Raw genomic sequence first — 26,136 nt, 5'->3', positions numbered from 1 at the left:
GTTCCGGCGCTTACGACCGGCAATCCATTCGAACACACAGAATACCGCGTGAGGCATAGCGTGGTGTTACGAGTTCCGTCGACGCGGCCGCGGCCACGTCCCGGTCTCGCTTCTGAAACGCAAGCCAGGAGGTTGTCATGCCTGAACGGAAAACGCTGCAACGCGCCGCGCGCGACAAGAAGCAAGGCAAGTCCCCATCCACCCAAGCGGGCGAATTCGTGCGCGAGGAAATCGACCACGTGCGCGACGGCAAGCACGGGGTGCGCTCGACCAAGCAGGCCATCGCCATCGGGCTGTCGAAAGCGCGCCGCGCCGGCGTCGATCTGCCCACGCCGAAGAAGGCCACCGCATCCACTCGCCGCAAGGCCAGGCAGGACAGCGAGATGGCGCACGACGGCCACGCCAAATCCGCCACCCGCGCCCGCGCCTCCACCCGCGCCCTCAAGCGTGAGAGCACCAAGCCGGCGTCCAAGTCCGCGCTGTCGCGCCATGCGTCCAAGTCGGCGTCACGGCGCACCGCGGCGGACCGCTCCGCCGCCGCCAGGAAGGCCGCCGCCACCAAGGGCCCGGCGGGACGCTCGGCCGCCGCCAAGAAGGCGGCGCGCACCCGCGCCGCCAACCGCGCCGCCGCCCATCACTGAGCGGCGCGGCGGTCACGACGCGGCCCCCGCCTCGAAGTCGCGCAGACGCGCCTGCAGGAACTCGCGCAGCCGCTTGACCGCGGGCGACAGCAGCATGCGGTGCACGCACAGCAGATACAGCGGCGATGGCTCGCCGCGGCAATCGGCCAGGGCCTGCACCAGCCGCCCGGCGCGCAGATCGGCCAGCACGTCGTAGCGCGACTTGTAGGCCACGCCATGGCCGGCCAGCGCCCAGCGCCGCACCAGGTCGCCATCGTCGCCAACCCGGTCACCCTTGACCGGCACGGTCACGGCGCCCTCCTCGTGCTCGAACGCCCAGCGGTCGTGCAGCGATTCGCCCAGCACGAAGCACAGGCAGTTGTGGCGGCGCAGGTCCGCCGGTGTCCGTGGCATGCCGTGGCGCGCGAAATAAGCCGGCGCGGCGCACACCACGCGGCGATTGTGTTCGCCCAGCGGCAGCGCCACCAGGCCGGAATCGCCGGGCGTGCCGTAGCGCAGCGCGATGTCGACCGGCTGCCGGTACAGGTCGGCCAGGCGGTCGCTGATGCGCACCTGGAAGTTCACGCGCGGATGACGTTGTTGGAACTCATCGAGCCAGGGCAGCAGCACATGGCGGCCCAGGTCCGACGGAATCGACACCGAGAGCGTGCCGGAGATCGCCGTCTTGTCGCGCGCCAGCGCGCTCTGGCCGGCCTGCAGGCTGGCCAGCGCGGCGCGCGCATATTCCAGGTAGCGCTCGCCGTCACCGGTCAGCCGCAGGCTGCGCGTCGAGCGCACGAACAGGCGGGTTTCAAGCGACAGTTCCAGCCGCTTGAGCGCCGCGCTGGCCACCGCCGGCGTCAGGTCCAGCTCGCGCGCGGCGGCCGAGAAGCTGCCGTGATCCGCCGCCGCGACAAAGATGCGCAAATCCTCAAACCGGACCATAGGGGTCTCATTTTCAAAAAACCATTGAAACTGAGTCCGATGCTAGCCGGTTTTTCCTCGCCCGCCACTGGGCAATGATGGCGCCATCCCCGCAACGCTTTGGAGTCCCCCATGAAAATCGAACTCGACGGCAAGAAAGCCCTGGTCACCGGCTCATCCGGCGGCATCGGCCTGGCCATCGCCCAGGGCCTGGCCGAGGCCGGCGCCCAGGTAGTGCTGCATGGCCGCAACGCCGATAAGCTCCAGCAGGCCGCCGCCGCCATCGCGCGCCAGCACCCAGCCGCCCAGGTGCATACGGTGCAGGCCGACCTGTCCACCGCCGACGGCGCCGCCTCGATCTGCGCCGCCCATCCCGACGTCGATATCCTGGTCAACAACGCCGGCTACTTCGCGCCCAAGTCCTTCACTGAAATCACCGACGACGACTGGCGCTACATGCTCGACACCAACGTCATGAGCGGCGTGCGCCTGTCGCGCTATTACCTGCCGCGCATGCTGGCCGCCGACTGGGGCCGCATCGTCTTCATCTCCAGCGAATCGGCGCTGCACATTCCTGCCGAGATGATCCACTACGGCGTCAGCAAGACCGCGCTGCTGGGCGTCTCGCGCGGCCTGGCCGAACTGACCGCCGGCAGCGGCGTCACCGTCAACGCGGTGCTGCCCGGCCCGACCCGTTCCGAAGGCGTGGTCGACTTCTTCGCCGAGATGGCCAAAGCGCAGGGCCTGCCGCAAGACCGGATGGAACGCGACTTCATCGCCCAGCACCGGCCGACCTCGCTGCTGCGCCGCCTGGCGACGGTGGAGGAAGTGGCCAATATGGTCGTCTACACCTGCTCGCGCCAGTCCTCGGCCACCAACGGCGCCGCCTTGCGCGTCGATGGCGGCGTGGTCCGCACCATCGCCTGATCCCCTTCCCGTTTCGAGATCGTCACATGAAAGCCATCGCCTACTTCCAGAACCTGCCCGCCACCGATCCGCAATCGCTGCAGGACATCACCGCGCCCGACCCCGTGCCCGGCGACCATGACCTGCTGGTCGAGGTCAAGGCCATCTCCGTCAACCCGGTGGACGTCAAAATCCGCGCCAACCGCAAGCCCAAGGACGGCCAGCCCGAGATCATCGGCTGGGACGCCGCCGGCATCGTGCGCGCCGTGGGCGCCAAGACCCGCCTGTTCGCGCCCGGCGACCGCGTCTGGTACGCCGGCGCCCTGACGCGTCCCGGCGCCAACAGCGAACTGCACGTGGTCGACGAGCGCATCGTCGGCCGCATGCCGCAAAGCCTGGACTTCGCCCAGGCTGCCGCGCTGCCGCTGACCACCATCACCGCCTGGGAACTGCTGTTCGACCGCCTGCGGGTGCTGGACAACGCCGCGCCCAGCCAGGGCACGCTGCTGGTGGTGGGCGCGGCCGGCGGCGTCGGTTCGATCCTGGTGCAACTGGCGCGCCAGTTGACCGGCCTGACCATCATCGGCACCGCCTCGCGGCCCGAGACCCAGGCCTGGGTCAAAGGGCTGGGCGCCCATCACGTCATCGACCACACCAAACCGCTGGCCGGGGAACTCAAGCGCATCGGCCAGCCGCAGGTCAGCTTCATCGCCGGCCTGACCCAGACCGACCAGCACTTCGCGCAGTTGGCCGAAGCCATCGCGCCGCAAGGCAAGATCGCCCTGATCGACGATCCCGCCGCCATCGACGTGCGCCTGCTCAAGGGCAAGTCGGCCTCGCTGCACTGGGAGTTCATGTTCGCCCGGCCGCTGCACAACACGCCCGACCTGATCGCCCAACACGAACTGCTGAACCAGGCCGCGCGGCTGATCGACAACGGCACCCTGCGCACCACGCTGGGCGAGCACTATGGCCGCATCAACGCCGAAAACCTGCGGCGCGCGCACGCCTTCATCGAAAGCGGCAAGGCGCGCGGCAAAGTCGTGCTGGAGGGTTTCTGAAACGCCGCCCCGCCCCAACGACATAATTGGGACGGGCGTCTCGCATTCGCGCGCGGAAAGAGGTAAAAACTCGACTGCGCGCGGCAGACCTTTAACCCGCTGCCGCGCTTTCGGGAGTTTGCCCTGATTTCTCAGCTGTCCGACCAAATGCTGGAACCCATGCTCTGGGGCATGGTGGCGATCGCCCTGCTGATGCTGCGGCTGGTGCCGCTGCAGGGCCTGAGAGCCGTCATCGTCGCGGGTGTCACGACTGGACTGGTGTTCGACACGATCCAGTTCCGGGTCGGGCCGCCGCGCATGTGGGACGAGCTGGTGCTCAGCGCCATCCTGGCCGCGCTGCTGGTGGCCGCGGCGCAGGAAACCGTTTGCCTGTTGCTGCGGCGCCTGCGCGCGTCCCGCATCCGCGCCTGAGCGCTCAGGCCTGGCCGTCGCGCCGGGCGCGTGCGCGCGGATCGCCAATCTCGGCCTCGAGCTGGGCAATCAACCAGTCGAACCAGCCGTTCTCGGTGCGCGCGTACACCACCGCCGCCGGAATCTTGCCCTCGCGCCAACCGGGTCGATGCGCGTCCATCCAGGCCGACAGGCTCTTGTGCGGCGCCAGCAGGCCCGACAGCCACGCCCAGACATAGTCGGGCACGTTGCGGCGGAAGCCCTTGGCGCTGGCGTAGATCGTCGGCTCCAGCGGCAGGCTGCCCGAACGGGCCAGCCTGGCCTGCACCCGGCGCAGCGTCTCGGCCGCCGCCTGCAATTGTTCGGTGCTGAGCTTTTTCACGTAACGACTCCTGGATTGGGTTTTGCCGGATTATCGCCGGAGCTTACGGCCGTTGCCAGCCGCATCGCCGCCGGCCTCAACGCGCGCCACGCGGTGGCCGCAGCGCCAGCAACAGCGTCGCGCTGAAGCGCTCGCCCGGCGCCAGCACCCGCAGGCCGGTGCGGGTCTCGCCCGCCGCCGCCAGGTTGAAGGCATCGGCCACGTTGGTCACCGGCTCCACGCACAGGAAATCCGAGCCCGGCGCGGTGTAGACCACCAGGTGTGCGAACGCCGCGTCGGCGTGCAACGCCAGTTCGTGCCCGTCCGGCCAGCGCAGCGTGGCGCGCCCGCCCCACTGCGACAGATAGGTATCGCAGCCCTCGGCAGACTGGCCCAGCTCGCGCACGTGCGTCGTCTGGCTGGCGCCGGGCAGGCCGTCCGCATCCGTCGGCCACGCGCGGCGCGCATGCAGCGCCACCCGCTCGGCGGTGAAATACGGATGGATGCCGCAGCCGAACGGCATCGGCGCATCGCCCTGGTTGATCATCAACAGCGTCAGCGACAGGCCGCGCGAATCCAGCCGGTAGCGCTGCACGCACTCATACGGCCACGGCCAGCCCAGTACGCCGGCCGGCTGTTGCAGCACCAGGTCGACCGCGTCATCGGCCAGGTGACGCACCTGCCAGGGCTGGTACAGGCCGCCGCCATGGATCGCCTGCGGCCGCCCCGGCAGCGATTGCAACGCGTGGCGCTCGCCGGCGAAGGTGAACACGCCGTCGCGCACCCGGTTCGAATAGGGCGTCAACGGATACGACCCGGCGCGCGGCCATTGCGCCGGCGGCCAATCCGTCTCGACCAGCGGCACGATCCAGTCATGCGCGCCCGTCGACAGCCGCGTCAGGCGTCCGCCGCCGCCAGGCGCGAACTCGGCGCGGTGGGAACCGTGGGCAATGGTCACGCGTTCGCGGGCATCCAGCGTGGCGGAAAACGGCAAATCGGGCATCGGGCGCTCCCGCGGCGCTGCGAACGGCCGCGTGGCGCCATTGTGCATGGCCCGGTCCGGCGCCAGCAAGCCGGATGCGCCGGGCCGCGCCTCATGCCACGGCCGCGGCCGCCGGCAGCGCGGGCGGCAGGCAGCCCAGGCCGCGCAGCGTCGCCGCCACCGCCACGTCCAGCGGCGTATGCGGTTCGGCGCCCAGCACACCGACCAGGCGCGCGTTGTCCATGCGCAGCGGCTGGCGCCACAGGTAGCGCATCTCCAGCAACTCGCGCAGGGTCTCCGAGAACGGCGCCGCCAGTCGCAGCAATCCCCACGGAAACGCGGCCACGCGCGGCTCGAGGCCATGGCGGCGCGCCACCCGCACGATCGCCGCCGCCATCCGCGTGCCGTCCGGATCCCAATGCCCCGCCATGTGGAAGGCCGCAAACGGCGCCAGCGCATCGCGCCGCGCCAGCAGCTCGACCAGCGCCCGCCCCACGTCCGGCAGATAGCTCCACTGATGCCCCACGCCCGGCGCCCCCGGCATGCTGACCCGCTTCAACGGCCGCCCCGGCTTGACCAGCCCTTGCGAAAACCAGTTGTTGCCGGCGCGCGGGCCGAAGAAATCACCCGCCCGCAGCACCAGCGCGCGCGCCCCGCGTTCGCTGGCCACTTGCAGCCGGCGTTCGAGTTCCACCCGGATCGCGCCCTTGCGCGTCAGCGGGTGCTGCGGCGAAGTCTCGCGCAACAACACAAACGCGTCCGGCCCGTAGTTGTAGATCGTGCCCGGCAGCGCGATCGTTGCGCCCTGTGCGGTCGCCACCGCAATGGTGTTGTCGATCATCGGCAGCACCAACTCGCCCCAGCGGCGGTAGCCGGGCGGATTGACCGCATGCACGATCACCTCGCACCCGAGCGCCGCCCGCGCCACGTCCTGGCGGTTCATGGCATCGCCGCGCAGCCAGGTCATGCCATCGCGCTGCGCCGTTTCCGTCGCCAGCCCGCGCGCCAGCGCGCGCACGCCCCAGCCGGCGTCACGCAACTGGCGCGCCGCCTCGCCCCCGACGCCGCCGGTGGCGCCCAGCACCAGCGCGGTGCCCGGCCGGCTCGATTCGATCATCGTCATGGTCATCTCCCGTGAATCCATGGCGACCATTCTGGCGCGGCGGCCATACAAAATAAATTGCCGAACTTCGCCCAGTAGCTATACATTTATGCATGACCAAACCGATCGGCTGGGAACTCTACCGCAGCTTTCTCGCCGTGCTCGCCGAGGGCTCGCTGTCCGGCGCCGCGCGCACGCTCGACATCACCCAACCCACGGTCGGCCGCCACATCGCGGCGCTCGAACGGGCCCTGGGCCAGGTCCTGTTCACCCGCTCGCAGACCGGCCTGCTGGCCACTGACGCCGCCCTGTCGCTGCGCGGCTACGCCGAGGCCATGCACAGCCATGCCGCGGCCCTGGAACGCGCGGCCGCCGCGCAAGGCCCAGGCGTGGCCGGCACCGTGCGGATCTCGGCCAGCGAGGTCATCGGCATCGAGGTGCTGCCGCCGGTGCTGGCGCGCCTGCGCCGCGACCACCCGCGCCTGACCCTCGAACTGGCCCCCACCAACCGCGTGCAGAACCTGCTGCTGCGCGAAGCCGACATCGCCGTGCGCATGGCGCCGCCAAAGCAGGAACAACTGATCGCGCGCCCCGTCGGCCATGTCGAGATCGGTCTGTACGCGCGCAAGGACTACCTGCGCCGCTGCGGCACGCCGGCCACGCTGGCCGGCCTGTCCGGCCACACGCTGATCGGCTACGACACCGAAACGCCCTTCCTGCGCGGCGCCGGCAAGCGCCTGGCGGTGTCCTGGAGCCGCGACAGCTTCACCCTGCGGGCCGACAGCGACCTGGCGCAACTGGCCCTGATCCGCGCCGGCGCCGGCATCGGCGTCTGCCAGGTGGCGCTGGCCCGCCGCGACCGGCAACTGGTGCGCGTGCTGCCCGACCAGGTCTCATTCCAGCTCGAAACCTGGATCACCATGCACGAAGACCTGCGCGCCAGCCCGCGTTGCAAGACAGTGTTCGACGCGCTGGTGCAATGCCTGCTGGCCCATACCGGAGCGGCGCGCTAGCGTCCGCGGCCCGGCGCCGTTCCGGTGCGACATCCCCATCGGGATTCGGTCCGACGTTCGGATATACTGTTCATTCATACAGTAATCCGACCGCAAGGGACCCTCGCCCATGACCAGTCTGATCAATTCCCCGCCCAGCCGCAGCATCTGGCTCAACGCCTTCCCGCGCCTGTCCGGAGTCAAGAACGGCGACTATCTGCCCCTGCGGCGGCTGCAGGAAGCCACCGGCCTGGACGGCGGCCAGAAGCTGCGCGAAGTCCTGGCCGCCGCAGAACGCGAAGGCCTGCTGCTGATCGACCGGGGAGCCACGCCCGCCCGCTACCGCGCCACCTACGCGCTCGAGCGCCAGGTCACGCTGTTCGCGGTCGACTAGCGTGCGGCCCGCAACGATAGAGTGCTAACGATCCCTTGCAATGCTGTTACATCTCGGGAAATAGAATCCCCCCGAATGCACCCTACGGAGAAAAACATGCAAGAAGACACCGCCAAGCCCGAACCCACCCGCCGCCGCTGGCCCTTCGGCTACGGCCAGGAAGCCTGAACCGGCTTTTGCCCTATTCTCGGGGCGTGCAAGCGCCACCCACCGCCCTGGATGCCATCGCCGGCAAAGTTGGCGCGGCCGGCAGCAGGAAGAGCCGGCGACCAGCCGAAAACGACTCCGATGCGGTCTGCGCCAACAAAGGCGGTGGCGACGGCCGCGAGCAGGTCTCGCACGCCAAGCAATGCGGCGCGATCGTCTGGGGCAACGGCATCGCCCTCTCCCGGATCGCCCCCACGCTCGGGGCCGCGACGGATAGGGTGCTCGCCGAGTGCAAGCAAGAACGCGGCGGCGACGGCGAGGTATGCTTCTACGATTGCAGCATGCCGGTGCGCGTGCAATAACGCACCGCCTCCCCCTTTTCCCGAGCCTTCGCCATGCCCTTGAACCCCGCTCACTTCGTTACCGACGCCGCCGCCCTGCAAGCCCTGTATGGCGAACCGGGTGAAGCCTCGCTCAAGAAGGAAGTCGACCACGTCCATCCGCACTACCGCGCCTTCATCGAGGCCGCGCCGTTCGCGGCGCTGGCCACCTCGGGCCCCGATGGCCTGGATGTCTCGCCGCGCGGCGATCCCGCCGGCTTCGTAGTGATCGAGGATGAAAAGACGCTGTTACTGCCGGACCGGCGCGGCAACAACCGCATCGACAGCCTGCGCAACATCCTGGCCGACCCACGCGTGGCGCTGCTGTTCCTGATCCCCGGCGTCAACGAGACGCTGCGCGTGAACGGCATCGCGCGCATCAGCGTCGACCCGGCATTGCTGCAACGATTCGAGATGGACGGCAAGCAACCGCGCTCCGTCCTGATCGTCGATGTGCAAGCCGTCTATTTCCAATGCTCGCGCGCCCTGCTGCGCTCGCGGCTGTGGGACCCGGCCACGCAGATCCCGCGCGCGGCGCTGCCCAGCGTCGGCCGCGTGCTGTCCGACCTGACCGCCGGCACCTTCGACGGCGTGGCCTACGACCGCGATCTGCCCGCGCGGGTCGCCAGCACGCTGTATTGAGCGCCGTCACCGTCCCCCCGCGCCCCGGCCCGATACAATCACGGGCATGAATTCCGCAACACAGACCACCGCCGCCGACGCCCACGCGGGCCACACCCCCATGATGCATAGGTGACTTCCATAGGAAGATTTTGAAGAAAAAACAAAAGCTACGCCAAAAACCACTCTCAACTTTGGCTAAGCGCCTGGACTTTTTGTTGTACTAGCTTACAATTAACCTCCACCAACATACGATAATTTGAACGGAGGAATTGGCGAGTGGTGCTATACGGTACTCATGGAACGTCAATGACTCGAGCAGAAGCGATCATGCGAGAAGGTCGCTTCCGCAGTTCGAATGAAGGCCAAGTTGGTCCTGGCGCTTACTTTTGGGCTTACGAGGAAGATCCTTTTCTCGCCCATGAGTATGGGGTGCAATGGTGGATGTTCGCCAGTCATCACGGGATGTACGCTGACGACGAAGACAAGTCCTGTGCAGTCCTCGGAGTGGATGTTGAGAAGCCCGAGGAAGAATTCTTAGATCTCACTGAGGAAAGCACCCAAAACCAACTTGCGCGGTGGGCCGCACAACACGGCTGCGCCGACAAGGACCAGATGGCACAGATTTCTCGTGACTTTATTGATACGATAGAAAGACAGGCAGGGATTAAATTTGCGGTGATCAAGGCGAGCATTCCTAGGCCACCAAAATTTAAGAAGCGGCAATCTCGGCCAATGGACTATTTCGGAGCAATGCCGCATTGCTACGTCGTTCGACACGAGCGACACGATTTAGTGACAAATATTAGACTTTTGCCTAGTGAACGGAAGGAATCAACATGACTCCTAAGACCAGAGACGCCATTGCTGCTGCAATCGCCGAAATTTCAGCACTTACGACTGAAGAATTTCGTGCGCGCATCAATTCTTTCTCTGAAGATCCTCTGACGCTGGGACTACAGACTCTTTCTCGATTTGCCGACTCTTTGGATAGAGTGGCACATCTGCGTTTCTCTATGGAAAATTCGGACAGTTTCCAAGATTGGCAAGCTGACTTTTCCTACGAAACTTTGATAGACGAATGCCTTAAGTGGCAAACGAAAGCTGCCAACGACGATCGGTATCTACTCGCAGCATGAACCAGGAAAAGCATGAGCTGCATCCGATGCAGTTGATCTCGCTTGCAGTCAAACGACTGCATGCCGAAGTCCACGACCCCGACGAAGCAAAAGTCTGGGATAAGGAAGTCAATTTCTCGTTCCAGAGTGGCCACAATGCTTTCGACAAAGAAAGCAGTTCCATCTCCGTTGGCGTCCGCGCCAGTGTTGGAAGGGACTGCGACGGCGAAACGGCGGATAGCGAGGTCCCATTTTTGCTCGAGGTCGAGGTAGTTGGTTTGTTCACCATCGACACCCAGAGGTTCGAAGAGCGGATGATAGATGCATGGGCGCGGGGCAACGCTCCCTTCCTGCTACTCCCATATGTGCGCGAGCACCTTTATGGCTTGGCCTCTCGCCTCGGAATCCGAGAACTGCTAGTGCCCTTGTTTGTACAACCGCAGTTCCGCCCTTTCAGCGACTCCAACACGAGTAGGTAAGCTTGGTTCCTTACTCTTCTAGCGGCCCCCAAGGGGGCCGCTTCCATTTGTGGCGGAGGGAGCGAGCGGCTGAATAGCGCTCCGCCTTCGCTGAGGTCTCAGATAACAGAGGCAATGGCATCCAAGACGCGATTTGTTCGTGAAATTCTGCATCTATACTGGTCGCTCCCCTGGTCAGGAGCGCATCATGTGCGGTCGCATCGTCCAGAAGTCCGGGCCGCTTGATTACGTCGAGCGCATCTTTCCCAACCCTCGCCGCGTCTTCGATGACCCGGCCGGCCCCCGCTACAACATCCCACCAGGCACGCGCCCAATGGCAATGCACCGGCTCGCGAGCGACTTCGAACTGGAGCGGCTGCCCTGGGGCTGGCGCCCGCACAACTCCAAGTACCTCATGTCAAACGCGAGGCTGGACAAGATCCTCGCCAACGCCTGGCCGTGGAAGCTGCTCACGGCCCGTGGCCGTATCCTGGTGCCGGCAGATGGCTGGTATGAATGGAAGCCTCTAGCCGATGGGCCGCAGCCGCCCAAGCAGCCCTACTACATCCACGCCACCGACAATGCGCCCCTGTTCTTCGCCGGCCTGAGCAACTGGCGGCTGGACACGGAGAAGGACGAGGCCCACGGTTTCGCCATCGTCACCAACGACGCCGCTGGCGGCATGATCGACGTACACGACCGCCGGCCGGTGGCGCTGCCGGCCGACCTGGCCATCCACTGGATGGATCCGGAATTTCCCACCGCCCACGCACTTGCGCTGCTGGAGCATGGCCTACCGGAAACGACGTTCACCTGGCACCCGGTGCGCCAGGAAGTGGGGAACTCAAAATACCAACTTCCTGACGCCATCGAGCCGGTGCCGCCTATGCCGCCGGCTTGACCTTGTCGTAAAGCGTGATCGCGGCGGCCAGAGTCGGCTCCATGCCGTGGCGCGTGCCGTTCGCTCCCCAGACTTCGTACTGCCAGCGGTTCTGCGCGAACACCTTGCAGATCGTCCAGCCTCCAGGCCCCGCCCAGTAGTACTCATCCCTCTGCTGCCAGTCCGACACATCCGCCATGTTCCGTCCCCCAACGGGCAAAATCGGGGCCTAATTGCACCGCTTTGAGGGGGAATTATACTGGATATATGTACAGTATTTTTCGAGCAGATCGTGCAATTCCAGTGCAGCGTCCTACGCACACACCACCTTGGCGAACGCCGCCGCGACAACGACCCAGGCCTGCCCGTCGTGGGTACAGTCCGGATGTACTCCATGCTTCACAAGGGGCTGAATCGCCATGTTGAGCGCATGAGCATGGATGCCCTTGCCAAGTTCGGCGCTAGGGTGCCAAGCGCGATTCCTGACCTTCTAGAACCCCAGCTTCTCACCTTCAACTCCGACCGCGGCATGATGGTCTGTGGCTTCGAAGAAATCGCCGGCGTGCGCTACTACCAGGGCTGGTGGATGCAATGGATGGTCGATTAATAATAGGAGCGCTCCAAACTTTCGAGTCATCTGACTACCTTCCGGTGAACGAGGTGCTAGGAGGGCAATAGAAATGGACCTTGAATCGATAGCGACACACTGTGATACATTAAAATCTCCTTAATTTTTCACACAAAAAGATATATGGCACTTGGTCGTCGTTTCGTATTCCCCGAGCCCGCTAATTACCCGCCAAGTTCACCACCTCTACTTTGCGATAGAGACCGTGTGCTGGCACTATTCAACCAAGACTCTGGCGAAAGCGCCCAACGCGTCACAGAAAGAGTTGAAGATTGGTTCATTCAAACGGCCTTCTACAAGAAATGGGCCGCTGCGGCCTTTGTTCAAGACGCGATGACCGCGTATAGCGGTGGTTGCATACTCATGAGTGAACATGCGCTTGCGCATGCCAGAAACACTGGCAATCCGACTTTCCAACGCTTGCGCTAATTAGCCCAGCGGAAGGGAATTCCAACCCCGCCTAAGCGAACCCCATTTAGTAAATTCGGCCCATGAGGTATGCCAAGGCACTCGACGGAAATCCAGTTGAGTGCCACTTACTTCGGCAACTGCGCTCTCGCAAGCCCGCTTTATTTTCCGTGCAAGCTGCAACTCATGCGGGCACATTAGCGAGAATCGCACAGGACACGCCAAACCTCGTTGCGGTCCAACACTTGGCGGCGTACCTGCGACGGAGTAGCTTCGACTTGTGCATCCGAATCGAAGTAGATCGGCCGTGCATGGTCGCAATACTCAACGCCCACCCCGGCGGGGGCCGCGCACCCAGCCAGACTTGAGCCGATCAGAAACAGCGTCATCGCCCATACGGGCCACTTCATCCTCCACATTGCGCACCTCCTGGCGGGCTTTCGCCGCCTGCTCGTTGATTCGGTCGTTTCGCTCCTGGCGCTCATCCGCGCGGCCGGCGCTGCGCCCGCGCGAATAGACCAACACCACCGCGACAACCGCCGCCGCAGCGGCGACGACATAGCCCCATATCCGTTGCATGAATGCGAGCATGGTCAGACCTCCATCGCGGCCATGGCCTGGGCATACAGCGCCGGCCAGGTCTGCGGCTGAGGCTTTCCAGGGCGCCAGGTGCGCAGGTACTGCGACCACGCCGCGTCGGCATCGCCAATGGCCGGTAGCGGCTTGGGATCGGTCCACAGCAGCAACCGCGCCACACCAGCGGCCAGCACGTCGTCATACTCCAGCGCCGCATAGATTGCGTCCGGGTCACAAGCCACACTGCGGGCCTTGCACAAGGCCGCCAAGTGGCCCTTGCTCGCCGCGTGCAGGAACACGCCCCACACGCCGCCGCGGCTCGCGCGGGTGCCCTTCTCGAACTGCCAGAAGCCTCGCGCCGGGCCGCCGATCTGGCGCCGATGCAAAAAGCGGCTTTCCTGTAGGCCGATTGCCAGCAGCATGACGCGCGCTTCGGCCGTGTCCATGCGCGCCGGCAGCAGCGCCAGCGCGGGAGTGATAGCGCTATAGATCATCTTCTTCAAGTCCATAGTTCAGCCCTCCCCGCCCGACCGAAGGCCCAGCAGCTTGGCCCGTGCCTCGGCCAACCATTCCAATAATCCCTTTTGCCGCATGCTCGCCATCCAGCGCATGTAGGCGCCCAGCACCCACCATGCCGGCAAGCCGGCAAGCAGCATGCTCGGCCCCAGGACATAGAACTTCGCCAGTAGCGCATCGTCGGATCCGGCGCCATGGTGGGCCAACCAAGTCATGGCATCCATCAGGCCCGGCTTCCACGCGATGACTGCGCCGGCCAAGGCCGGCCCAAACATGAAGGAACACGCGACCGTGCAAACGGTGCGAACGGTGAATTCCCGCGCGGTGCGGGGCGGCATGATCAGCAGCCCGAGCATTGCGGCCACGGCGGCGGGAATGCCGTAAGCCATTGCGACCTTCAAGGCCGCCAAGCCACCCAAACCGGTGGAACTGGGTTCCATTCGAATACTCCCTTGATGGGTTCGCATTGCTGCCCTCCCGTTGTGTGGACGAAAAAAAGCCCGCCGAAGCGGGCAAGAAAAAGACCAATACGTGGTTGCCGGGCGCTAGGCCTTCAAAGCTGCCGCAAGCCGGAATAAGTCATCCAGCTTGGCCTGAGTGAGGCCCAGGACTTCGGCCGCTGCATTGAGCATCGCGCTCTCTCGCTCAAAAGCCTGCAACTCGTCCCAGGCACGACGGTAGTAAGCTGGGGTGCTGGGGTCGTTCAACAGTTCTTCGAATGCGTCGAACAACGTCCAGTCCGCCTCTCCTTGCTTGGTGAATGGCGTGAGGCGCATGGCCTCGCGGCCCTGGTAGCGGGAGACTGACGCGGGCACATATTTCACCTCAACACTCGGGGACCGAGACGACTGAACCAAAGTGGATGGCGTGTCCAGAACGCCGCCAAATGGCGCGACAAATTTGTAGACTCCACCCTCGCTTTCCACTAGAACGTCGCTGTCGAACTCCCAAAACTCTCCCGTTTCTGTATCTCTGAATGTCTGCATTATCGATACTCGTAGACGTTGCTGATGGTGGCTGAATTGCCCTTCTGCATTCGGTAGGACGCGCCCGCGGCTATAACGCACATCATCGACATGCCGGTAATAGCAGAGGGCCAACCCATCAGATTTCCCGGAATCCAACCCGTGGCGCCGCTTGGCCGAATCTGAACCTCCACAATCCCAGACCCTGACAGGTTGAACCCAATATGGATGACGATGGGACGCCCGGTTGTGTTGGTGTAGACGGTCAGATCGAATGCCCGCGAGCCCGTGACGTCCTGATAGCTCTGCCCCACACCGAATACTTGGCTGCGAGCATTCTGGAATGCCGAGTTCAGCGCGGCATAGTCACTTGCCAACTGCGCGGCGTCGACGCTTCCGGGATTGGTGACCACGCCGAAAGCCTGAATTGTCCAAACGCCGGAAACGTTGACGGGTCGGGTCTCTGCCGCTGTTCTCGCGGACCGCGAGGCGTCAAAACCCAAGTTCACAAATTGCAGAGTTACAGACGTACCGCCTGAACCCGTGGAACCGATATCTTCTTTTCGCAGCGCCCCTTCACCTGGGTCCTGGGAATTAGGGAGAGTGAGCCAATTTCGAGTTTTTCCGGTGATGTTCTGCAACGCATCACGCTGGATAAGGCCGTTGGTATTGTTGGAGAGCGCACCATCGCCTCTCAAGAACAATGCGCCTACAGATCCGGCTGACTGCCCGTTGAGGTCCGGCACTCGGATGGTGGTGGAGCCATCGCCCAAGGTGTAGCAGCCACGCTTGAGCGGATCGGCCAGCCATTCCGATTCAGTCACCACAGGCAGCTTACCGTCGATCACCATTTGGGCCAGCTCTGGGCATGTAGCTCGCGCCAGCAGGAACCCGTCCGCAGGGATACGACCAGCAGGAATGGACGAGCGCAGAGGCCACCACGCCACCGCCCCCACAGGGGTATCGAAGCGAACGTGATAATGGCCGGTACCCGGGTTCCATTCTGCAATGCCCTTCCCTGCAATATAGATAGGTCCAACGTCCAGCTGGGGCACACTGCCGGGCATATAGACAGGCAGCCCTGCTCCCCTGGCAGCCAACTCGGCGTAGTGCTTCGCCGAAAAAGCGTCTCCATCGACGGGCGCCCCTATCTTGCTGGCCCACTGTTGCGCCAACTGCGCGCTCGCCCCCGCTTCGTCAGCCATCTGGCCTGCGGCATGCCGAGAGACTTCAGCAGCGAGCGCGGATTGTTCAGCCTGGCTCTGGCTGACCTGCGCGGCGGCTTTGCTGGAGGCAGCTTCCAAGGCATCAGCGTCGGCCGCCGCGACTGCCTCAGCCACCTCCGCTTGCAGGGCGTTGGCCTCGGAGGCGAACTGGGGCAGCGCAGCCATAAATGCGTCCGCCCGTTCCGGAAAATTCTCCGGATCGCTTCGACTGGGCGGGGTCGGAAGGCTCGTAATTGCCATATCAAGTAAGTCCTTCGATTTCAAGGTTGCAGAACTTCACCAGGGGATATGCGATATCGATGGAAAAGTCCCGATAAAAGCCGTAGACGGTCAAGGGGCCGTAGCCCTCCGCGTCCGTGCCGATCCAAACGCAGGGAGTGGCGCGAAGTCCAGACAGGAGCCGATATACGGCCGCGAACCGCGCGCCCTCAAGCCACAGACGCTGCGACATACGACGCGAGAACCGGCGTTTGCGGAACGTCGTAACGCCTGTCTCCGAGGTTTCCTTGCGGCTGTAGTCGACAATCCCAGCGCTGCCGCCGTATTCCGCCTCGCCAATGAAATAGGCGGTGCCGCAGACCATGGCCCCGCACGCGGCTTGCGCCTCCGGCGCGAAGATCGACACGTCAAGATGCAGGCTGCCATAGGCCGGCAGGTCGGTAAGGACAAGCTCCGTCAGAGGCGAGAACGGTTCGAAGAAGTACTCGTACCAGTTGGTCACTATCGACCCTTCCAGTACGCGTTCGGTGTCGTAGAGAACTGGCCCATCCGAACCCTCGCGACCGACGACATGAACCCTCGTCCCAACGAGTTCCAGCAGTGCCAGGCTGTTGACCAAACCAGGGCGCACCACCACGCGCAACGGGCTGTCGCCAATCGTCTGCGTGCTTACCTCGCTATCGAACATTGCCCATCGGTTCGTCGGTCCGGCCAGCGCCCAGTACAGCGGCGCCGCCCCCGGCGTATTGCCCTTGTTCGGCGTCTGGACGCACTCGTACACCTTGGAGTCGTACACCACCTTCTCCCCCACTGGATAATCAATGGAGGGGTTATAGGTGGCGTACTCATCTTCGGGCACGCTGGACGAAACCAACTGATCGCGGCCAATAGAAGCCGGCTTGATCACTTTCATGCGTTCATAACCTCCACACGTAGCGCTTCAGCACCATCCGGCCGGACAACCAGGCCATCGGCTTCAATGCGATCCAACTGGCGCGCCGCCTTGCCGGTATTGCTCGCCGTCGCCCGCGCCTCGATCCGCAAGTTTTCGACTTCCTCCCGCAGTCGCTGTTGCTCTTGCAAGAGCGCTCGCAGCAGCACCAGCATCTGGCTGTCGTCACCGCCCGCCAGGATTGCCCGCGTCTGATCCGCATTGAAAATCCGAGACGGTCCAGTGACTTCCAGTTCCGGCCCGTTCTCACCGACCAAGCGCAGGCCACCAGTGTGGAAGCCGCCTTTGGCAAATGCCGCGACCGCCTTGCCGGTCAAGGCGTTGACGACCTGTCGCAGCCCGTTCACCGTCGCATCACGCGCAGCATTGATCGCGTTGGTCAGCACCTGATCGCCCGAAAGCGCAGATTTCTCCAGTTCCAACAGCTTGGCGTCGATCTCGGCAAGTAGGTCCAGGCTCTCCTTCTGGTAGTCCTTCGGCGCCACAGCATCCATGCGCCCCGCCACAGCCTCGGCGCGAGCCAAGGCCGTGGCGATGAACGCCTGATACTGCTCATCCGAGGAGAACGCCCCCTTGGCTGCCTCCAGCATGGGCAACATCAGGTTGTTCAACTCGTCGGCATAGCCGGCAAGTTCCTCCCCATCAGCCCCCATGGCCTTGGCATACGCCTTGGCGTAATCCGCCTGCAAGTTGGCGAACTGGTCTTCAGGCGACAACTGGCTAATGCGGTAGTCCTTCACCGTCTTGCGCAGGCCCTTGGCTCCCTCCGCGAGCAAGTTCGCCAGCGCCTTCTGGGCTTCGTAGTACCGCAGCGTTTCCGCGCGAAGCTCGCCCAGCTTGCCTACCGATTTGGTGGCATCCAGGGCGAACTTCTGCAACGCATCCGCATAGGCCGTCTGCTCGGTGCGAGCCTTGTTCGCCGCCTCGGTCGCCACCGCTTGCGCGCTGGCGGCTTCCGTCACGGCCGATGCATAGGCCGCCTGTAGCCGGCTGACCTCTGACGCGCTCGGCGCCGCAGCTGCGGCGGCCTGCGCGGCCGCCAGTGCCGCCTGGGCCTGTGCAAGCGCCTGCTGGGCAGCGGGTAGCTGCGCCTGGGCAACGGAACGCGCGGCATCCAGTTCCTTCCAGTTCTTTTTCTTGTACGGAACCGTCTTCGGCGCGTAGATATCCCAGTTAAGCTTGTCCAGCCACGCCTGAGCGTCAGTGGCCCGCTGTTGGGCCGCGGCAAGGTTTCCCGTCGCGGTGTCGTGTGACGCCTTGACCGAGTTGTATGACCGCTCCGCGGCATTTCGCGCGCTCAACTTCTGCGCAAGCACCGACTCAGCATCGTTCAACTGCGCGCCAGCCGCCACTAGTCCGGCGTTGCTAGGCAAGGCAGTCGCAATCTCCTGGATGCCCTTGCGGATAGCCTCAGGCGACATCGCTCCCGGGTCCAGCACCTGCTGGGCCGCTTGGCGGACCGCTATTCGCTCATTGGCGATGCTGTCCAACAATGACCGCATGCGGGTGGCAAGCTGCTCAAAAGCGGCGGTCAAGGTCGCCACAAAAACGTCGGAGTCGACCTTTTCCAGCGCCCCGGCCAACCCGGCAAAGTCAATGACGGTGCCACCGACCGTGCTGCGCAGCACTTCCATCTGCTCAACCAGAGACATACTGGCCTCTTGAGCGCCCGAAAGCGAGCCGTCCAATCGGACATTGGAGACACTGAAATCGAGCAAGCCCGAATCCAGATCGAGAAAGAGGCGGGATATCTGCCCCGTCGACGTGCCGACCTGAGCCAACGAATCGGCGAGCAACAACGCCTTCAACGCCACCCCGTCCAAGGCACCCGCGAGGGAACCACGGCCCGTGAACGCCTCCAGTAACTTGCTGGCGGCCTCCTGGCCCCGGCGGGTGGTAGCCTCCATGACTGCGGCGAACTCCGGCGCAATAGCCAGGAGCGCCACATAAGCCTTGCGGCCGGCGTCGGTCGTCAGATCCAGCGCCGAAACCATCCCTCGCAACTCGGCCATGGTGTTGGGTAAGGCGAGATTGAGGCCCTTCAGCGAATCCGCCATGTCGGCCAAGCTCAGCTTCGCCCGCTCGGCCTCGGAGTAGTACAGTTGGTAATACTGAGCAGTCGCCTGGCTCATCGCGTCAATACTGCCAAAGACGTCCACCAGCTTGGAGGCGGTGGCCGCGCCCGACACCGACACGTCATAGAGCTTCAGATCCAGCAACTTGAGCGCCCGATTGGCCGCCCCCAGATTGGCCCCAAGGCGCTGCAAGGTAGCTGAGGCGGTTTCGTTCTCCTTGGAAAAGTCGGCGATGTTCGGCACCAGCGAACGCACCATGTTCTCACCCACATTCGCCAGCGCCTCTTCCAAAAGCTTCTGGTTTTCCTCCTGGTCCTTGGTCAGCTTGATTCGGAATTGATCGCGGTAGGTGGCAAGCGATGTGGCCGACACGCCGACCGCTTCGGCAAGGCCGGCCGCATTTGTCTTCATCTGTTCGAATGCTGCGCCAACGTCACTCAGGAAGTCGCCATCCAGGGCGCCGACCTGCATCCCGCTACGGCTGCTGCGGAACCAGCCGCCCTTTTGCTTCCAGGGCGTGCTGGTGTAACCATTGAAGCCGAGTGAGTTGAAATCCCCCACCATCGTGGTGTCGCCGTACTGCTTGGCACCGCGCCCGAAGGCGCGAGCGATAAGCGACGAACCCGACAGGATCGACGCCCACTCACCGCCCACGCCCACGGCACGCAGCGCCTTATCGGTCCATAGGGAGGGCCCGGTAATCGGGTTGTACTTGGCAATCGGCGCCATGGTGCCGTTGCCCGCATCCCAGCCTGCCCGATACAGCGAGCGATTGATCATCATCCCCGCGGCGATCCAGCCAGCCACCGGGATCGCGCTTGCCATCATGGACCCAGCAGCGGCGGCCGAACTGCCCGCCGTCGTCGGACCGGCAAGGCCGGCCGCTAAGCTCGCCCCCTGGCCGGTCATCCCCAGGGCAAAATGCTGCGCGGCCGAGGATCCAATCGCGCTGCCGATAGAGGAGATGCCCGAGGCGAGCGTTGCCGTGAAGCCCCCGGTCAGGGCGCTATAGGCGGTGCGCGCAACGCTCAGGGCGTTCATTAAGCTCAGCCCACCGCCGACAGCACCTTGAGCGCCAGCCACACCGCCCAAGCCCCCGCCGCCCGCACTGCTGCCCATCACGCCGGCCAGGTTGCCGATGATGGTCGCCACGAACGGCTGGGCGAACATCCGATAGATCTGGTCCGCCACAGTCGTCTTGAACGTCGTGACAAGCGACTTCGTGAACGACTTCCAGCCATCCTTGCCGTTGTTCAACATGTCGGCAAAGCCCTGGCGGAACACGTCACCGTACTTGTCCACGGTGCGCTCCCAGTCGCGCGCCATTTCGTCGGTCGCCTTCTTCTGGGCGTCCTTGATGTCCTTCTGCCGGATTGCGGCTCCCAAGCGCTTGCGTGCCTCGATTTCCTTCTCGATGAGTTCGACTTCCCGCTCGGAGCCGTCGAACCCCTGGAGCGCGGCCTTGCGTTCCTCCAGGCGCGCGATCGTCAACTGCTCCAGCGCGGCTTTGCTCAGGCCATAGGTGGCAACCTGGTCTTCAACGCTTTGCGCCTCTTGAGCGATCTTGGCTACGCCGTCCTCCAGGCTGGCGAAATACTTCTCGCGGGACTCTTGGAAAGCCTTCGTCTCCGCGTTGGCACGCATCAGCGCTCCCGCCTCGGTCGCCAGCGCCTTGGTACGCTCCAGGCTGGCCCGCACCTGGGATTTGAGGTTCCCCTTGAGCAGTTCGCCGATTTCCGCCGAGCGCCGCTCATACTCGTTCAGCTTGCTCGTGTGCAAGCCGCGCTGGTCCAATTCGACCGCGAGCGCCCTTTCTTCTGCGATCCGGGCACGCAGGCGAGCTATTTCCGACTCGGCACCGGACGGGCCCTTGCCCGCATCCTTATCCTCAAATTGCTTGTCGATATCGGCCAGCTTGACCTTGTGGGCAGCGTAGACCCGGCGATACTCGTCCGTGCCTTCCTTCAGGCCCTCCGCCGCCTTGCGGAATGCCGCCGCCTCCTTCTCGATGGCGCGCTGGCGCTGTTGCGGCTTCGTGTTGCGGCTGTCGTCCTCCAGGTAGTCGGCGCGAAACTGCGTCTGGTCCAGCGCCTTGCGGCGGTCCCGCTCGGCCTGCGCCTTGCCTTGGGCCTCGAAATACTCGCGCTCCAGTCGCTCCTGTTCGGTCGCGGCAGCCTTGATCAGATCGGCCATGTTGCCGGTGGCAGCACCGCGAGCCAATCGAGCCTGAAGCTTGCTTTCCAGCGCTTGAACGGTCGCAGCCTGCTTGGCAATGCGCTCTTCAAGCGTGCCGGCGCGGCCGATATCAAGCATCGCATCCCAGGCCCCACGGGCGGTGTCGCTCACTCCCTTCCAGGCACGCTCCAGCAGCCCGAGATTCTGGGACAACTTGGGCGCGCGGTCGTTGAGCGCGTCGGCATAGGCACGCTGGGCCACGCTCGCCGCCTCGGCGGTCTTGCCCTGCCGCTCCAGCGCGCGGATCTGCTCATACGTCGTCGCGGTCAGGAAGTTCATGCCCTCATTGAGCTTGAGGGCCGCTTCCAGCGGCGATTTCCCCAACTCGATGAAGTTCTGCACCGTATCGGCAACGGCGGCGCCCGTGACCTTCTCCCAGCGCACCGCCGCCGCGGTGAACTGCTCCATATTCTCCGCACCGACCTTGGCAGAACTGGCAAAGAGCTTAAGCGCGTCTGCCGCCTTTCCCTGCGTGCCGGCCACATCGCCCACACGGCGGGACATGTCCTGCAGCTGGCCGGCCGTCACGCCCGCAACCCCGCCCGTTTGAATGACGGTCCGGTTAAACGCCTGGGATTCGTCTACCCCTTTCAGGTAGGCCGCCCCCAGGAATGCCACCGCACCGGCGGCCAGCGTGAACGGATTGACCAGGCCGGCAATGTAGCTACCCATCGCCCGCGCAGCGGGACCAAGACCGCCAAACATGTCCTTCAGCTGGCCGCCCTGCTGCATCAGCACCGTCATGGGACGCTGACCGCCCTGCAACGACACGATAATGTCGGTGAATTGGGCAGGCAGCCCGCGCATTGCCGCAGCGGCGGCCTTGGCCGACATGCCCATTTGCTCGACCGCCGGCGCGGTGGCCTGGATCGCGGCCTTGGCCTCGGCCTGCTTGCGCGTCACGGCCTCAAGCTGGTCCAGATAGGGCTTCAGCTGATTGGCGTCGATGCCGCGCTGCTTTGCCAGTTCCACATAGTAGGAGGCGGTTCCGCGTGCGCCCGCGCCGGTCACGGCAATTTGGCGCTCAATCTGGTTCACCAGGCTTTGCGTGGCCCGCTCCAGCTTGCGGCCGGCCTGCGTGCCCTCTTCGGCCGCCTTGGTCATCCCTTGCGATGCGTCACGCCCCAACGCTGCGAGCGACTTCTTGGCTTTGCCGGTTTCCTGTGTCACCTCGGCCATGGCCGCAGTCAGCCCGGACGCGTCACCATCGACCCGGATAACACTTCTGGCCAGTTCATCAGTCATGACACATTCCAAAAAGATAAGCCACCCATAGGCGGCTACTTGCGATTTATTTCCTGCATCGCCGCATCCTCAAGGACGCGGATCTGGTCTTCCAACTCGTCGTATCGCTCGGCAGACAAGCCAAGACGGTCAAGCCTGCGATAGAGAACGCCATAGTCCAGGCCGGTCACGCCGGCAAAGCTGACCCGCCACTGGGTCCGCAGCGAAGCGAATATTTCGAACGCCTGCTGGCTCTCCGGCCATATTTCGACAGGCGGCGCCTCTACGTCTTCCGGCGTAAGGCCGAATGCCTCCAGTTCCTTCACATCTGGAGGCCGGCGGTAGAGCGCCGCACCCAGCGAGGTCAGTTTCCCAGGCGGGCCTTGACGATTTCGTCCATGTAGGCCGTGAAGATGGCGCGGGCCGCGCCGACGTAGTTCTCGACCAGCTGACCCACGTTGTCCTTGTCGAACGGCTCTTCCAGTTCCCAGCCGCTGGCGATGGCCAGCACCAGGTCGGTGTCGTCCATGTCCTTGGCGCGCTCCAGAAACTCGGTGAATTCCTCCTTGCCGCGGTGCTTGAAGGTGAACTCCACATCCGCGAACGCACCACCCGGAATGGGCATCGGCACCTTGTGCTTGAAGGTCGGATTGGGCGTGAGGGTGAACTTGATCTTTGCCATGAGAGATTCCGAAAAATAGAGAATTGGGAAAAACGGGCCACCCGTCCGTGGGCGGCCCGTAGGCTGGCGCTTGGCCGGCCTTGGAAATTACGCGGCGTAGCGAACGGGCCGCGACAGTAGCGAAAAGGTGGCCTGCACGCCCATCACTTCGCCCTTGGTCATGGTCGGAGTCTCGTTGAACGACACGTAGCCGTTGTAGAGCAGCACCGAACCATTGGGGAACGCAACGCGCAGGGCGCGCACTTCACGCAGTTCGGCGGCGGCTTGGAGCGCCTTGTAGCCGGGCAGCGAGGGATCGTCGGCGATGGTGATCGCCAGCGACTGCGCACTGGCTTGCGTCGGGATCTGCGCTTCGAAGTCGTTTTCCAGGAAGCTGTAGGTGGCGAACTGCATTTCGCCGCCCGACGTGGACACTTCCAGGATCTGCGAAATCTGCGTGAAGGTGGTGATTTCGCGAACGGAACCGCCCCCGGTGCCGGCCGGGAACTGGATCGGCGAGAGGGTGTTCATACCCTCCAGGGCGAACGTGCCAGCAGCGGCATCCGCGACGCGCAAGATGCGCTCGTTCAGCTTTTGCCAGCCGGATTTCAGTTCGACCAGGGCGCCATTGGCCAGGCCGTGAGCCGCGCTGGAGGCGACGGCGGGATTGGCGTTGGTGATCGCCGAAATGGCTTTCGAATTGGCGTAGCCGGTCGCGAGCGACAGGACAACACCGTTCGGAAGAGAGACAGACATGTCTAAGCTCCTTGCATTGAACGAAAAAATGCCCGCTATCGCGGGCTGTAGGTTTTGCCCAAAGCGGGCAGACGACGGAAATGGATGTAGCGGCCTGCTACGGCTCGACAATCTGGCTTTCCAGTTCAAGAGTGACCGTCACGCCGGCCAGGTCGGTGGCACTGCCGACTGAGAGGGAACGGCTTGAGGCGCGGGCAACGAAGAAATGCGCCCCAACGCGCGGCAGCGTGATGCGGTAGCTGTAGGGCTTATCCAGCCCGACAGCCTGCCGCACCATGGCCTGTCCTGGGTCGACCAGACGCAGAAGCTCCAGTTGCAAAGTCTGGGGCGCCCGAGCCACCCGGCGCTGGAATGGCGCAGCGCTTCCCAGGGCATGGAAGGCGGCAGTCTGGTACTGAAGCACAAGCGAGCCAGAGACCCGCACGCCTCGAATAGGGATGAACGCCAGCGAATCAAACGCACCCGGCCCCACGACTCGCGGAACATCGGCACATAAAGCAACGCTGGCACCGGCGATAACAATGGGAGTCGTCATGGCGTGTACCAGATACTGAAGTCCTGCATGGCACCCTTAAAGCCGGTTTCCTGGTCACGCAGCGAGACGGGCGCCCCTTGAGGCAATCCGAAGTACGGCGCGCCGCACAACGCCGTCTGCACCTTGGCGATAAGCTCCGACGCCTGCGCCCTGCCCTTTGCCCATACGGTGATCTGCATGCGGGCGTTCTGCTTGTCCGGCAAGGCGCCGTCCATGAACACTGTGGACGTGCCCCCGACTTGCTGGAACGTGGCGAAAGGCATCGGCGTATCGCCGGCCGCAGCGTCGGGATATACACGCCCTTCGAAGATCGGCGCCAATGCCTGGAGCATCAACGATTCAACCATTCTGAATCTCCCGCACCTTCTCGGCCAGCCGCCGACGGCCGGCCTCCGCAGCAGCCTTGAGCTTGGCGTCCACAGAGGACCGCAGGTAGGACTGGGCCGGGACAAAGACGGGCACTCTGAGCGGCTTGTTCTTCAGCGTGATCCAACCCCCATCGTCCAACTGGACAACGGCATGGCGCCGCCAGTGCCCATATTCGACCAGCCACCAATGGGGTGCCTTCTTGACGTTGACGCCGACCATGTAGGTTTTCCGATCCGGCGTCGACCGCTTGTCGTCGAACCAGCGATAAATGGCAGATTGGAGCTTGCCAAGACGATGGGGCACACGCAGCCGCATTTCGTCATACAAGACGACGGCCATCGCGTGCGCCGCGGGGCGCAATGCCTCTTCCTTGATTCGATCAAAGAAGGCGCCCACCTGGGCCTCTATGTCCCCCTCCATCGTGAACGAAACCGAGTTTGGCCGGAAAAGCTTGGCCTTCCTCATGCCACCACCTCGCGCTCGCTCAGCTTTCGACACACCAGGTCCACATGCCGGCGGCGATCCTCGTCAGGCAGAACCACATCGACCTCAAAAACGTCGTTCCCGTGGCGCAAGCGCATCCCCATCTCGATGTTTCTCCTATAGGTAAGGCGTATGCTGGCCTTGGTCACTTCCTGCTCGGCTCCCGCCTTGACTGCGACGATCCCCGAGACGTATCGAATGGAGGCCCAGGCTTTTCCGATTGGCTCCCACTCATCGATAAGGTCGTTTGCTTGGTCACGCCTTTGACCACGGCGCAGGATTTCCAGTAGGCGATTTCGTTTGCCGGCGCTCATCACATGATCCTGACGTTTCTATGCGGCCAAAGGAGGAGCTTCACCCCTTCGCTCAGCGGGTTCGCTGCTGCCTCGCGGTTCTCGTATAGTTCACCCAGAACCAGCTTTGTGGCAGCCACGACACTGCCAGGGACAGGCACGACCTCCCCCGCGGCGTTGGCCCATGGTATCGGGCGCCGCAGGTAGTCCGAAACGACCGCCTTAGCCGCCTCCAGAGCCATCCGAATATCCGGGTCAGCCTCGGCGCCAGGATCTGTACGCAGGTGACTGCACGCCTCTTCCAGCGTCAGCCAGTTATCAACCATGTCACGCCCCCGCAGCACGATTGCGGCGCCGGCCGGACTTACCCTCGGTCTGGTCGGTTGCCGCCCCTTCACTGGCGGCGCTCGGCACTTGAGACGGCTCGCTGCCCGCTCCATTCTGCGCACTTTCCGGCGCCGCCGTAGCCACGACCGCGACAGGCGGAGTGGCCGGCGTCTGCTCCTGCTCACCAACCACACCAAGTTGCAAAGCGATCTCGGCCGCGCGATCTGGCAACGATTCATGCTCACCGATTTCGACGGTGGTGACGTCGTAACCGTTGGGCGACCACTGAAACGCCTTCGTGATCTTGATCGGCATATCAATCTCCAGAAGACCAGGCCGGCCACGCGGGCCG

At 64.1% G+C, this 26,136-nt stretch carries 35 protein-coding genes; 14 read left to right on the top strand and 21 right to left on the bottom strand.

Annotated elements, in window-relative coordinates; genetic code table 11:
* The first annotated feature begins 137 nt into the window (after positions 1–137).
* Positions 138–641: a DUF6496 domain-containing protein gene (locus HV701_RS13395; RefSeq protein ID WP_175133509.1), complete on the top strand. Its 504-nt coding sequence runs from the start codon at positions 138–140 to the stop codon at positions 639–641.
* A 12-nt stretch (positions 642–653) separates the two neighbouring features.
* Here HV701_RS13395 and HV701_RS13390 read toward each other — a convergent pair whose 3' ends face one another.
* A complete protein-coding gene (locus HV701_RS13390; protein WP_175133508.1) occupies positions 654–1,565 on the bottom strand; it encodes a LysR family transcriptional regulator in 912 nt (303 codons plus the stop codon).
* A gap of 111 nt (positions 1,566–1,676) precedes the next feature.
* Between HV701_RS13390 and HV701_RS13385 the strand changes: the two genes are divergently transcribed.
* The 3 genes from HV701_RS13385 to HV701_RS13375 all read left to right on the top strand — a co-directional run bounded on the left by HV701_RS13385 (position 1,677) and on the right by HV701_RS13375 (position 3,922).
* Positions 1,677–2,471: an SDR family NAD(P)-dependent oxidoreductase gene (locus HV701_RS13385; protein WP_175133507.1), complete on the top strand. Its 795-nt coding sequence runs from the start codon at positions 1,677–1,679 to the stop codon at positions 2,469–2,471.
* A 26-nt stretch (positions 2,472–2,497) separates the two neighbouring features.
* Complete coding sequence (locus HV701_RS13380; protein ID WP_175133506.1) at positions 2,498–3,511, top strand: zinc-binding alcohol dehydrogenase family protein; 1,014 nt, start codon at positions 2,498–2,500, stop codon at positions 3,509–3,511.
* Between the two features lie 147 nt (positions 3,512–3,658).
* Positions 3,659–3,922 carry a hypothetical protein gene (locus tag HV701_RS13375; protein WP_244957885.1) on the top strand — a complete coding sequence of 88 codons (264 nt, stop codon included), beginning with the start codon at positions 3,659–3,661 and terminating at the stop codon, positions 3,920–3,922.
* A 4-nt stretch (positions 3,923–3,926) separates the two neighbouring features.
* Here HV701_RS13375 and HV701_RS13370 read toward each other — a convergent pair whose 3' ends face one another.
* The 3 genes from HV701_RS13370 to HV701_RS13360 form a co-directional block, all read right to left on the bottom strand.
* Positions 3,927–4,283, bottom strand: a complete 357-nt coding sequence (locus HV701_RS13370) for a hypothetical protein (protein WP_175133505.1) — start codon at positions 4,281–4,283, stop codon at positions 3,927–3,929.
* Between the two features lie 76 nt (positions 4,284–4,359).
* Positions 4,360–5,265, bottom strand: coding sequence for an aldose epimerase family protein (locus HV701_RS13365; RefSeq protein ID WP_175133504.1), 906 nt, complete (start codon positions 5,263–5,265; stop codon positions 4,360–4,362).
* A 91-nt stretch (positions 5,266–5,356) separates the two neighbouring features.
* Entirely contained in the window at positions 5,357–6,373 is a 1,017-nt protein-coding gene (locus HV701_RS13360; RefSeq protein WP_175133503.1) for an NAD(P)H-binding protein, read from the bottom strand.
* Positions 6,374–6,459: 86 nt separating this feature from the next.
* On the opposite strand from HV701_RS13360, the gene HV701_RS13355 reads away from it, so the two are divergent.
* The 8 genes from HV701_RS13355 (at position 6,460) to HV701_RS13320 (ending at position 11,357) form a co-directional block, all read left to right on the top strand.
* Positions 6,460–7,359, top strand: coding sequence for a LysR family transcriptional regulator (locus HV701_RS13355; protein ID WP_175133502.1), 900 nt, complete (start codon positions 6,460–6,462; stop codon positions 7,357–7,359).
* A 109-nt stretch (positions 7,360–7,468) separates the two neighbouring features.
* Positions 7,469–7,732 (top strand): hypothetical protein, encoded by a 264-nt coding sequence (locus HV701_RS13350; protein ID WP_175133501.1) that lies wholly within the window; start codon positions 7,469–7,471, stop codon positions 7,730–7,732.
* 176 nt (positions 7,733–7,908) lie between these two features.
* Positions 7,909–8,241 carry a DUF4189 domain-containing protein gene (locus HV701_RS13345; RefSeq protein ID WP_236756083.1) on the top strand — a complete coding sequence of 111 codons (333 nt, stop codon included), beginning with the start codon at positions 7,909–7,911 and terminating at the stop codon, positions 8,239–8,241.
* A gap of 33 nt (positions 8,242–8,274) precedes the next feature.
* Positions 8,275–8,901 carry a pyridoxamine 5'-phosphate oxidase family protein gene (locus HV701_RS13340; RefSeq protein ID WP_175133499.1) on the top strand — a complete coding sequence of 209 codons (627 nt, stop codon included), beginning with the start codon at positions 8,275–8,277 and terminating at the stop codon, positions 8,899–8,901.
* Between the two features lie 288 nt (positions 8,902–9,189).
* Entirely contained in the window at positions 9,190–9,723 is a 534-nt protein-coding gene (locus HV701_RS13335) for a hypothetical protein (RefSeq protein ID WP_158658468.1), read from the top strand.
* The gene (locus HV701_RS13330; protein WP_175133498.1) at positions 9,720–10,019 is read left to right on the top strand and encodes a hypothetical protein; all 300 of its coding nucleotides are present in this window, start codon (positions 9,720–9,722) and stop codon (positions 10,017–10,019) included. Before HV701_RS13335 ends, HV701_RS13330 begins: the two co-directional genes overlap by 4 nt.
* Positions 10,016–10,477, top strand: a complete 462-nt coding sequence (locus HV701_RS13325; RefSeq protein WP_103275530.1) for a protein-export chaperone SecB — start codon at positions 10,016–10,018, stop codon at positions 10,475–10,477. The genes HV701_RS13330 and HV701_RS13325 overlap by 4 nt, the downstream gene beginning before the upstream one ends.
* A gap of 187 nt (positions 10,478–10,664) precedes the next feature.
* Positions 10,665–11,357 (top strand): SOS response-associated peptidase, encoded by a 693-nt coding sequence (locus HV701_RS13320; protein WP_175133497.1) that lies wholly within the window; start codon positions 10,665–10,667, stop codon positions 11,355–11,357.
* Here the strand turns inward: HV701_RS13320 and HV701_RS13315 are convergent.
* Positions 11,341–11,535 (bottom strand): hypothetical protein, encoded by a 195-nt coding sequence (locus tag HV701_RS13315; RefSeq protein ID WP_175133496.1) that lies wholly within the window; start codon positions 11,533–11,535, stop codon positions 11,341–11,343. The genes HV701_RS13320 and HV701_RS13315 overlap by 17 nt on opposite strands.
* A 195-nt stretch (positions 11,536–11,730) precedes the next feature.
* Here HV701_RS13315 and HV701_RS13310 point away from each other — a divergent pair, with 195 nt between their 5' ends.
* Positions 11,731–11,943: a hypothetical protein gene (locus HV701_RS13310; RefSeq protein ID WP_254595172.1), complete on the top strand. Its 213-nt coding sequence runs from the start codon at positions 11,731–11,733 to the stop codon at positions 11,941–11,943.
* 228 nt (positions 11,944–12,171) lie between these two features.
* The gene (locus tag HV701_RS13305) at positions 12,172–12,393 is read left to right on the top strand and encodes a hypothetical protein (protein WP_175133494.1); all 222 of its coding nucleotides are present in this window, start codon (positions 12,172–12,174) and stop codon (positions 12,391–12,393) included.
* Positions 12,394–12,696: 303 nt separating this feature from the next.
* On the opposite strand, the gene HV701_RS13300 is transcribed toward HV701_RS13305, so the two are convergent.
* From HV701_RS13300 to HV701_RS13225, 16 genes are all read right to left on the bottom strand, one after another.
* Positions 12,697–12,963 carry a hypothetical protein gene (locus HV701_RS13300; RefSeq protein ID WP_175133493.1) on the bottom strand — a complete coding sequence of 89 codons (267 nt, stop codon included), beginning with the start codon at positions 12,961–12,963 and terminating at the stop codon, positions 12,697–12,699.
* A 2-nt stretch (positions 12,964–12,965) separates the two neighbouring features.
* Positions 12,966–13,457: a hypothetical protein gene (locus HV701_RS13295; protein ID WP_175133492.1), complete on the bottom strand. Its 492-nt coding sequence runs from the start codon at positions 13,455–13,457 to the stop codon at positions 12,966–12,968.
* Between the two features lie 3 nt (positions 13,458–13,460).
* Entirely contained in the window at positions 13,461–13,904 is a 444-nt protein-coding gene (locus HV701_RS13290) for a hypothetical protein (RefSeq protein WP_054435073.1), read from the bottom strand.
* Positions 13,905–14,009: 105 nt separating this feature from the next.
* Entirely contained in the window at positions 14,010–14,450 is a 441-nt protein-coding gene (locus tag HV701_RS13285) for a hypothetical protein (protein ID WP_175133491.1), read from the bottom strand.
* Positions 14,450–15,919 carry a phage tail protein gene (locus HV701_RS13280; protein ID WP_175133490.1) on the bottom strand — a complete coding sequence of 490 codons (1,470 nt, stop codon included), beginning with the start codon at positions 15,917–15,919 and terminating at the stop codon, positions 14,450–14,452. Before HV701_RS13280 ends, HV701_RS13285 begins: the two co-directional genes overlap by 1 nt.
* A complete protein-coding gene (locus HV701_RS13275; RefSeq protein WP_175133489.1) occupies positions 15,897–16,787 on the bottom strand; it encodes a hypothetical protein in 891 nt (296 codons plus the stop codon). Before HV701_RS13275 ends, HV701_RS13280 begins: the two co-directional genes overlap by 23 nt.
* Positions 16,784–22,381 (bottom strand): phage tail length tape measure family protein, encoded by a 5,598-nt coding sequence (locus HV701_RS13270; RefSeq protein WP_175133488.1) that lies wholly within the window; start codon positions 22,379–22,381, stop codon positions 16,784–16,786. The genes HV701_RS13275 and HV701_RS13270 overlap by 4 nt, the downstream gene beginning before the upstream one ends.
* A 35-nt stretch (positions 22,382–22,416) precedes the next feature.
* Positions 22,417–22,686, bottom strand: coding sequence for a DUF1799 domain-containing protein (locus HV701_RS13265; protein WP_254595171.1), 270 nt, complete (start codon positions 22,684–22,686; stop codon positions 22,417–22,419).
* A gap of 38 nt (positions 22,687–22,724) precedes the next feature.
* Positions 22,725–23,042 (bottom strand): phage tail assembly chaperone, encoded by a 318-nt coding sequence (locus tag HV701_RS13260; RefSeq protein WP_175133487.1) that lies wholly within the window; start codon positions 23,040–23,042, stop codon positions 22,725–22,727.
* Positions 23,043–23,129: 87 nt separating this feature from the next.
* On the bottom strand, positions 23,130–23,777 hold the full coding sequence (locus tag HV701_RS13255) for a phage tail protein (protein WP_175133486.1): 648 nt from the start codon (positions 23,775–23,777) through the stop codon (positions 23,130–23,132).
* A 97-nt stretch (positions 23,778–23,874) separates the two neighbouring features.
* A complete protein-coding gene (locus tag HV701_RS13250) occupies positions 23,875–24,312 on the bottom strand; it encodes a hypothetical protein (protein WP_175133485.1) in 438 nt (145 codons plus the stop codon).
* A complete protein-coding gene (locus HV701_RS13245; RefSeq protein WP_175133484.1) occupies positions 24,309–24,659 on the bottom strand; it encodes a DUF3168 domain-containing protein in 351 nt (116 codons plus the stop codon). Before HV701_RS13245 ends, HV701_RS13250 begins: the two co-directional genes overlap by 4 nt.
* Positions 24,652–25,146 carry an HK97 gp10 family phage protein gene (locus tag HV701_RS13240; protein WP_175133483.1) on the bottom strand — a complete coding sequence of 165 codons (495 nt, stop codon included), beginning with the start codon at positions 25,144–25,146 and terminating at the stop codon, positions 24,652–24,654. Before HV701_RS13240 ends, HV701_RS13245 begins: the two co-directional genes overlap by 8 nt.
* Positions 25,143–25,478, bottom strand: a complete 336-nt coding sequence (locus HV701_RS13235; protein ID WP_254595170.1) for a phage head closure protein — start codon at positions 25,476–25,478, stop codon at positions 25,143–25,145. The genes HV701_RS13240 and HV701_RS13235 overlap by 4 nt, the downstream gene beginning before the upstream one ends.
* A complete protein-coding gene (locus tag HV701_RS27030) occupies positions 25,478–25,783 on the bottom strand; it encodes a head-tail connector protein (RefSeq protein WP_175133481.1) in 306 nt (101 codons plus the stop codon). Before HV701_RS27030 ends, HV701_RS13235 begins: the two co-directional genes overlap by 1 nt.
* Before the next feature lies 1 nt (position 25,784).
* The gene (locus HV701_RS13225; RefSeq protein ID WP_175133480.1) at positions 25,785–26,099 is read right to left on the bottom strand and encodes a hypothetical protein; all 315 of its coding nucleotides are present in this window, start codon (positions 26,097–26,099) and stop codon (positions 25,785–25,787) included.
* Between the last annotated feature and the right edge of the window lie 37 nt (positions 26,100–26,136).

This window comes from Achromobacter pulmonis, from assembly GCF_902859765.1.
Lineage (GTDB): Bacteria > Pseudomonadota > Gammaproteobacteria > Burkholderiales > Burkholderiaceae_B > Achromobacter > Achromobacter pulmonis.
The sequence above is the reverse complement of the archived record's forward strand: the minus strand, read 5'-3'. Positions and strand labels throughout refer to the sequence as shown.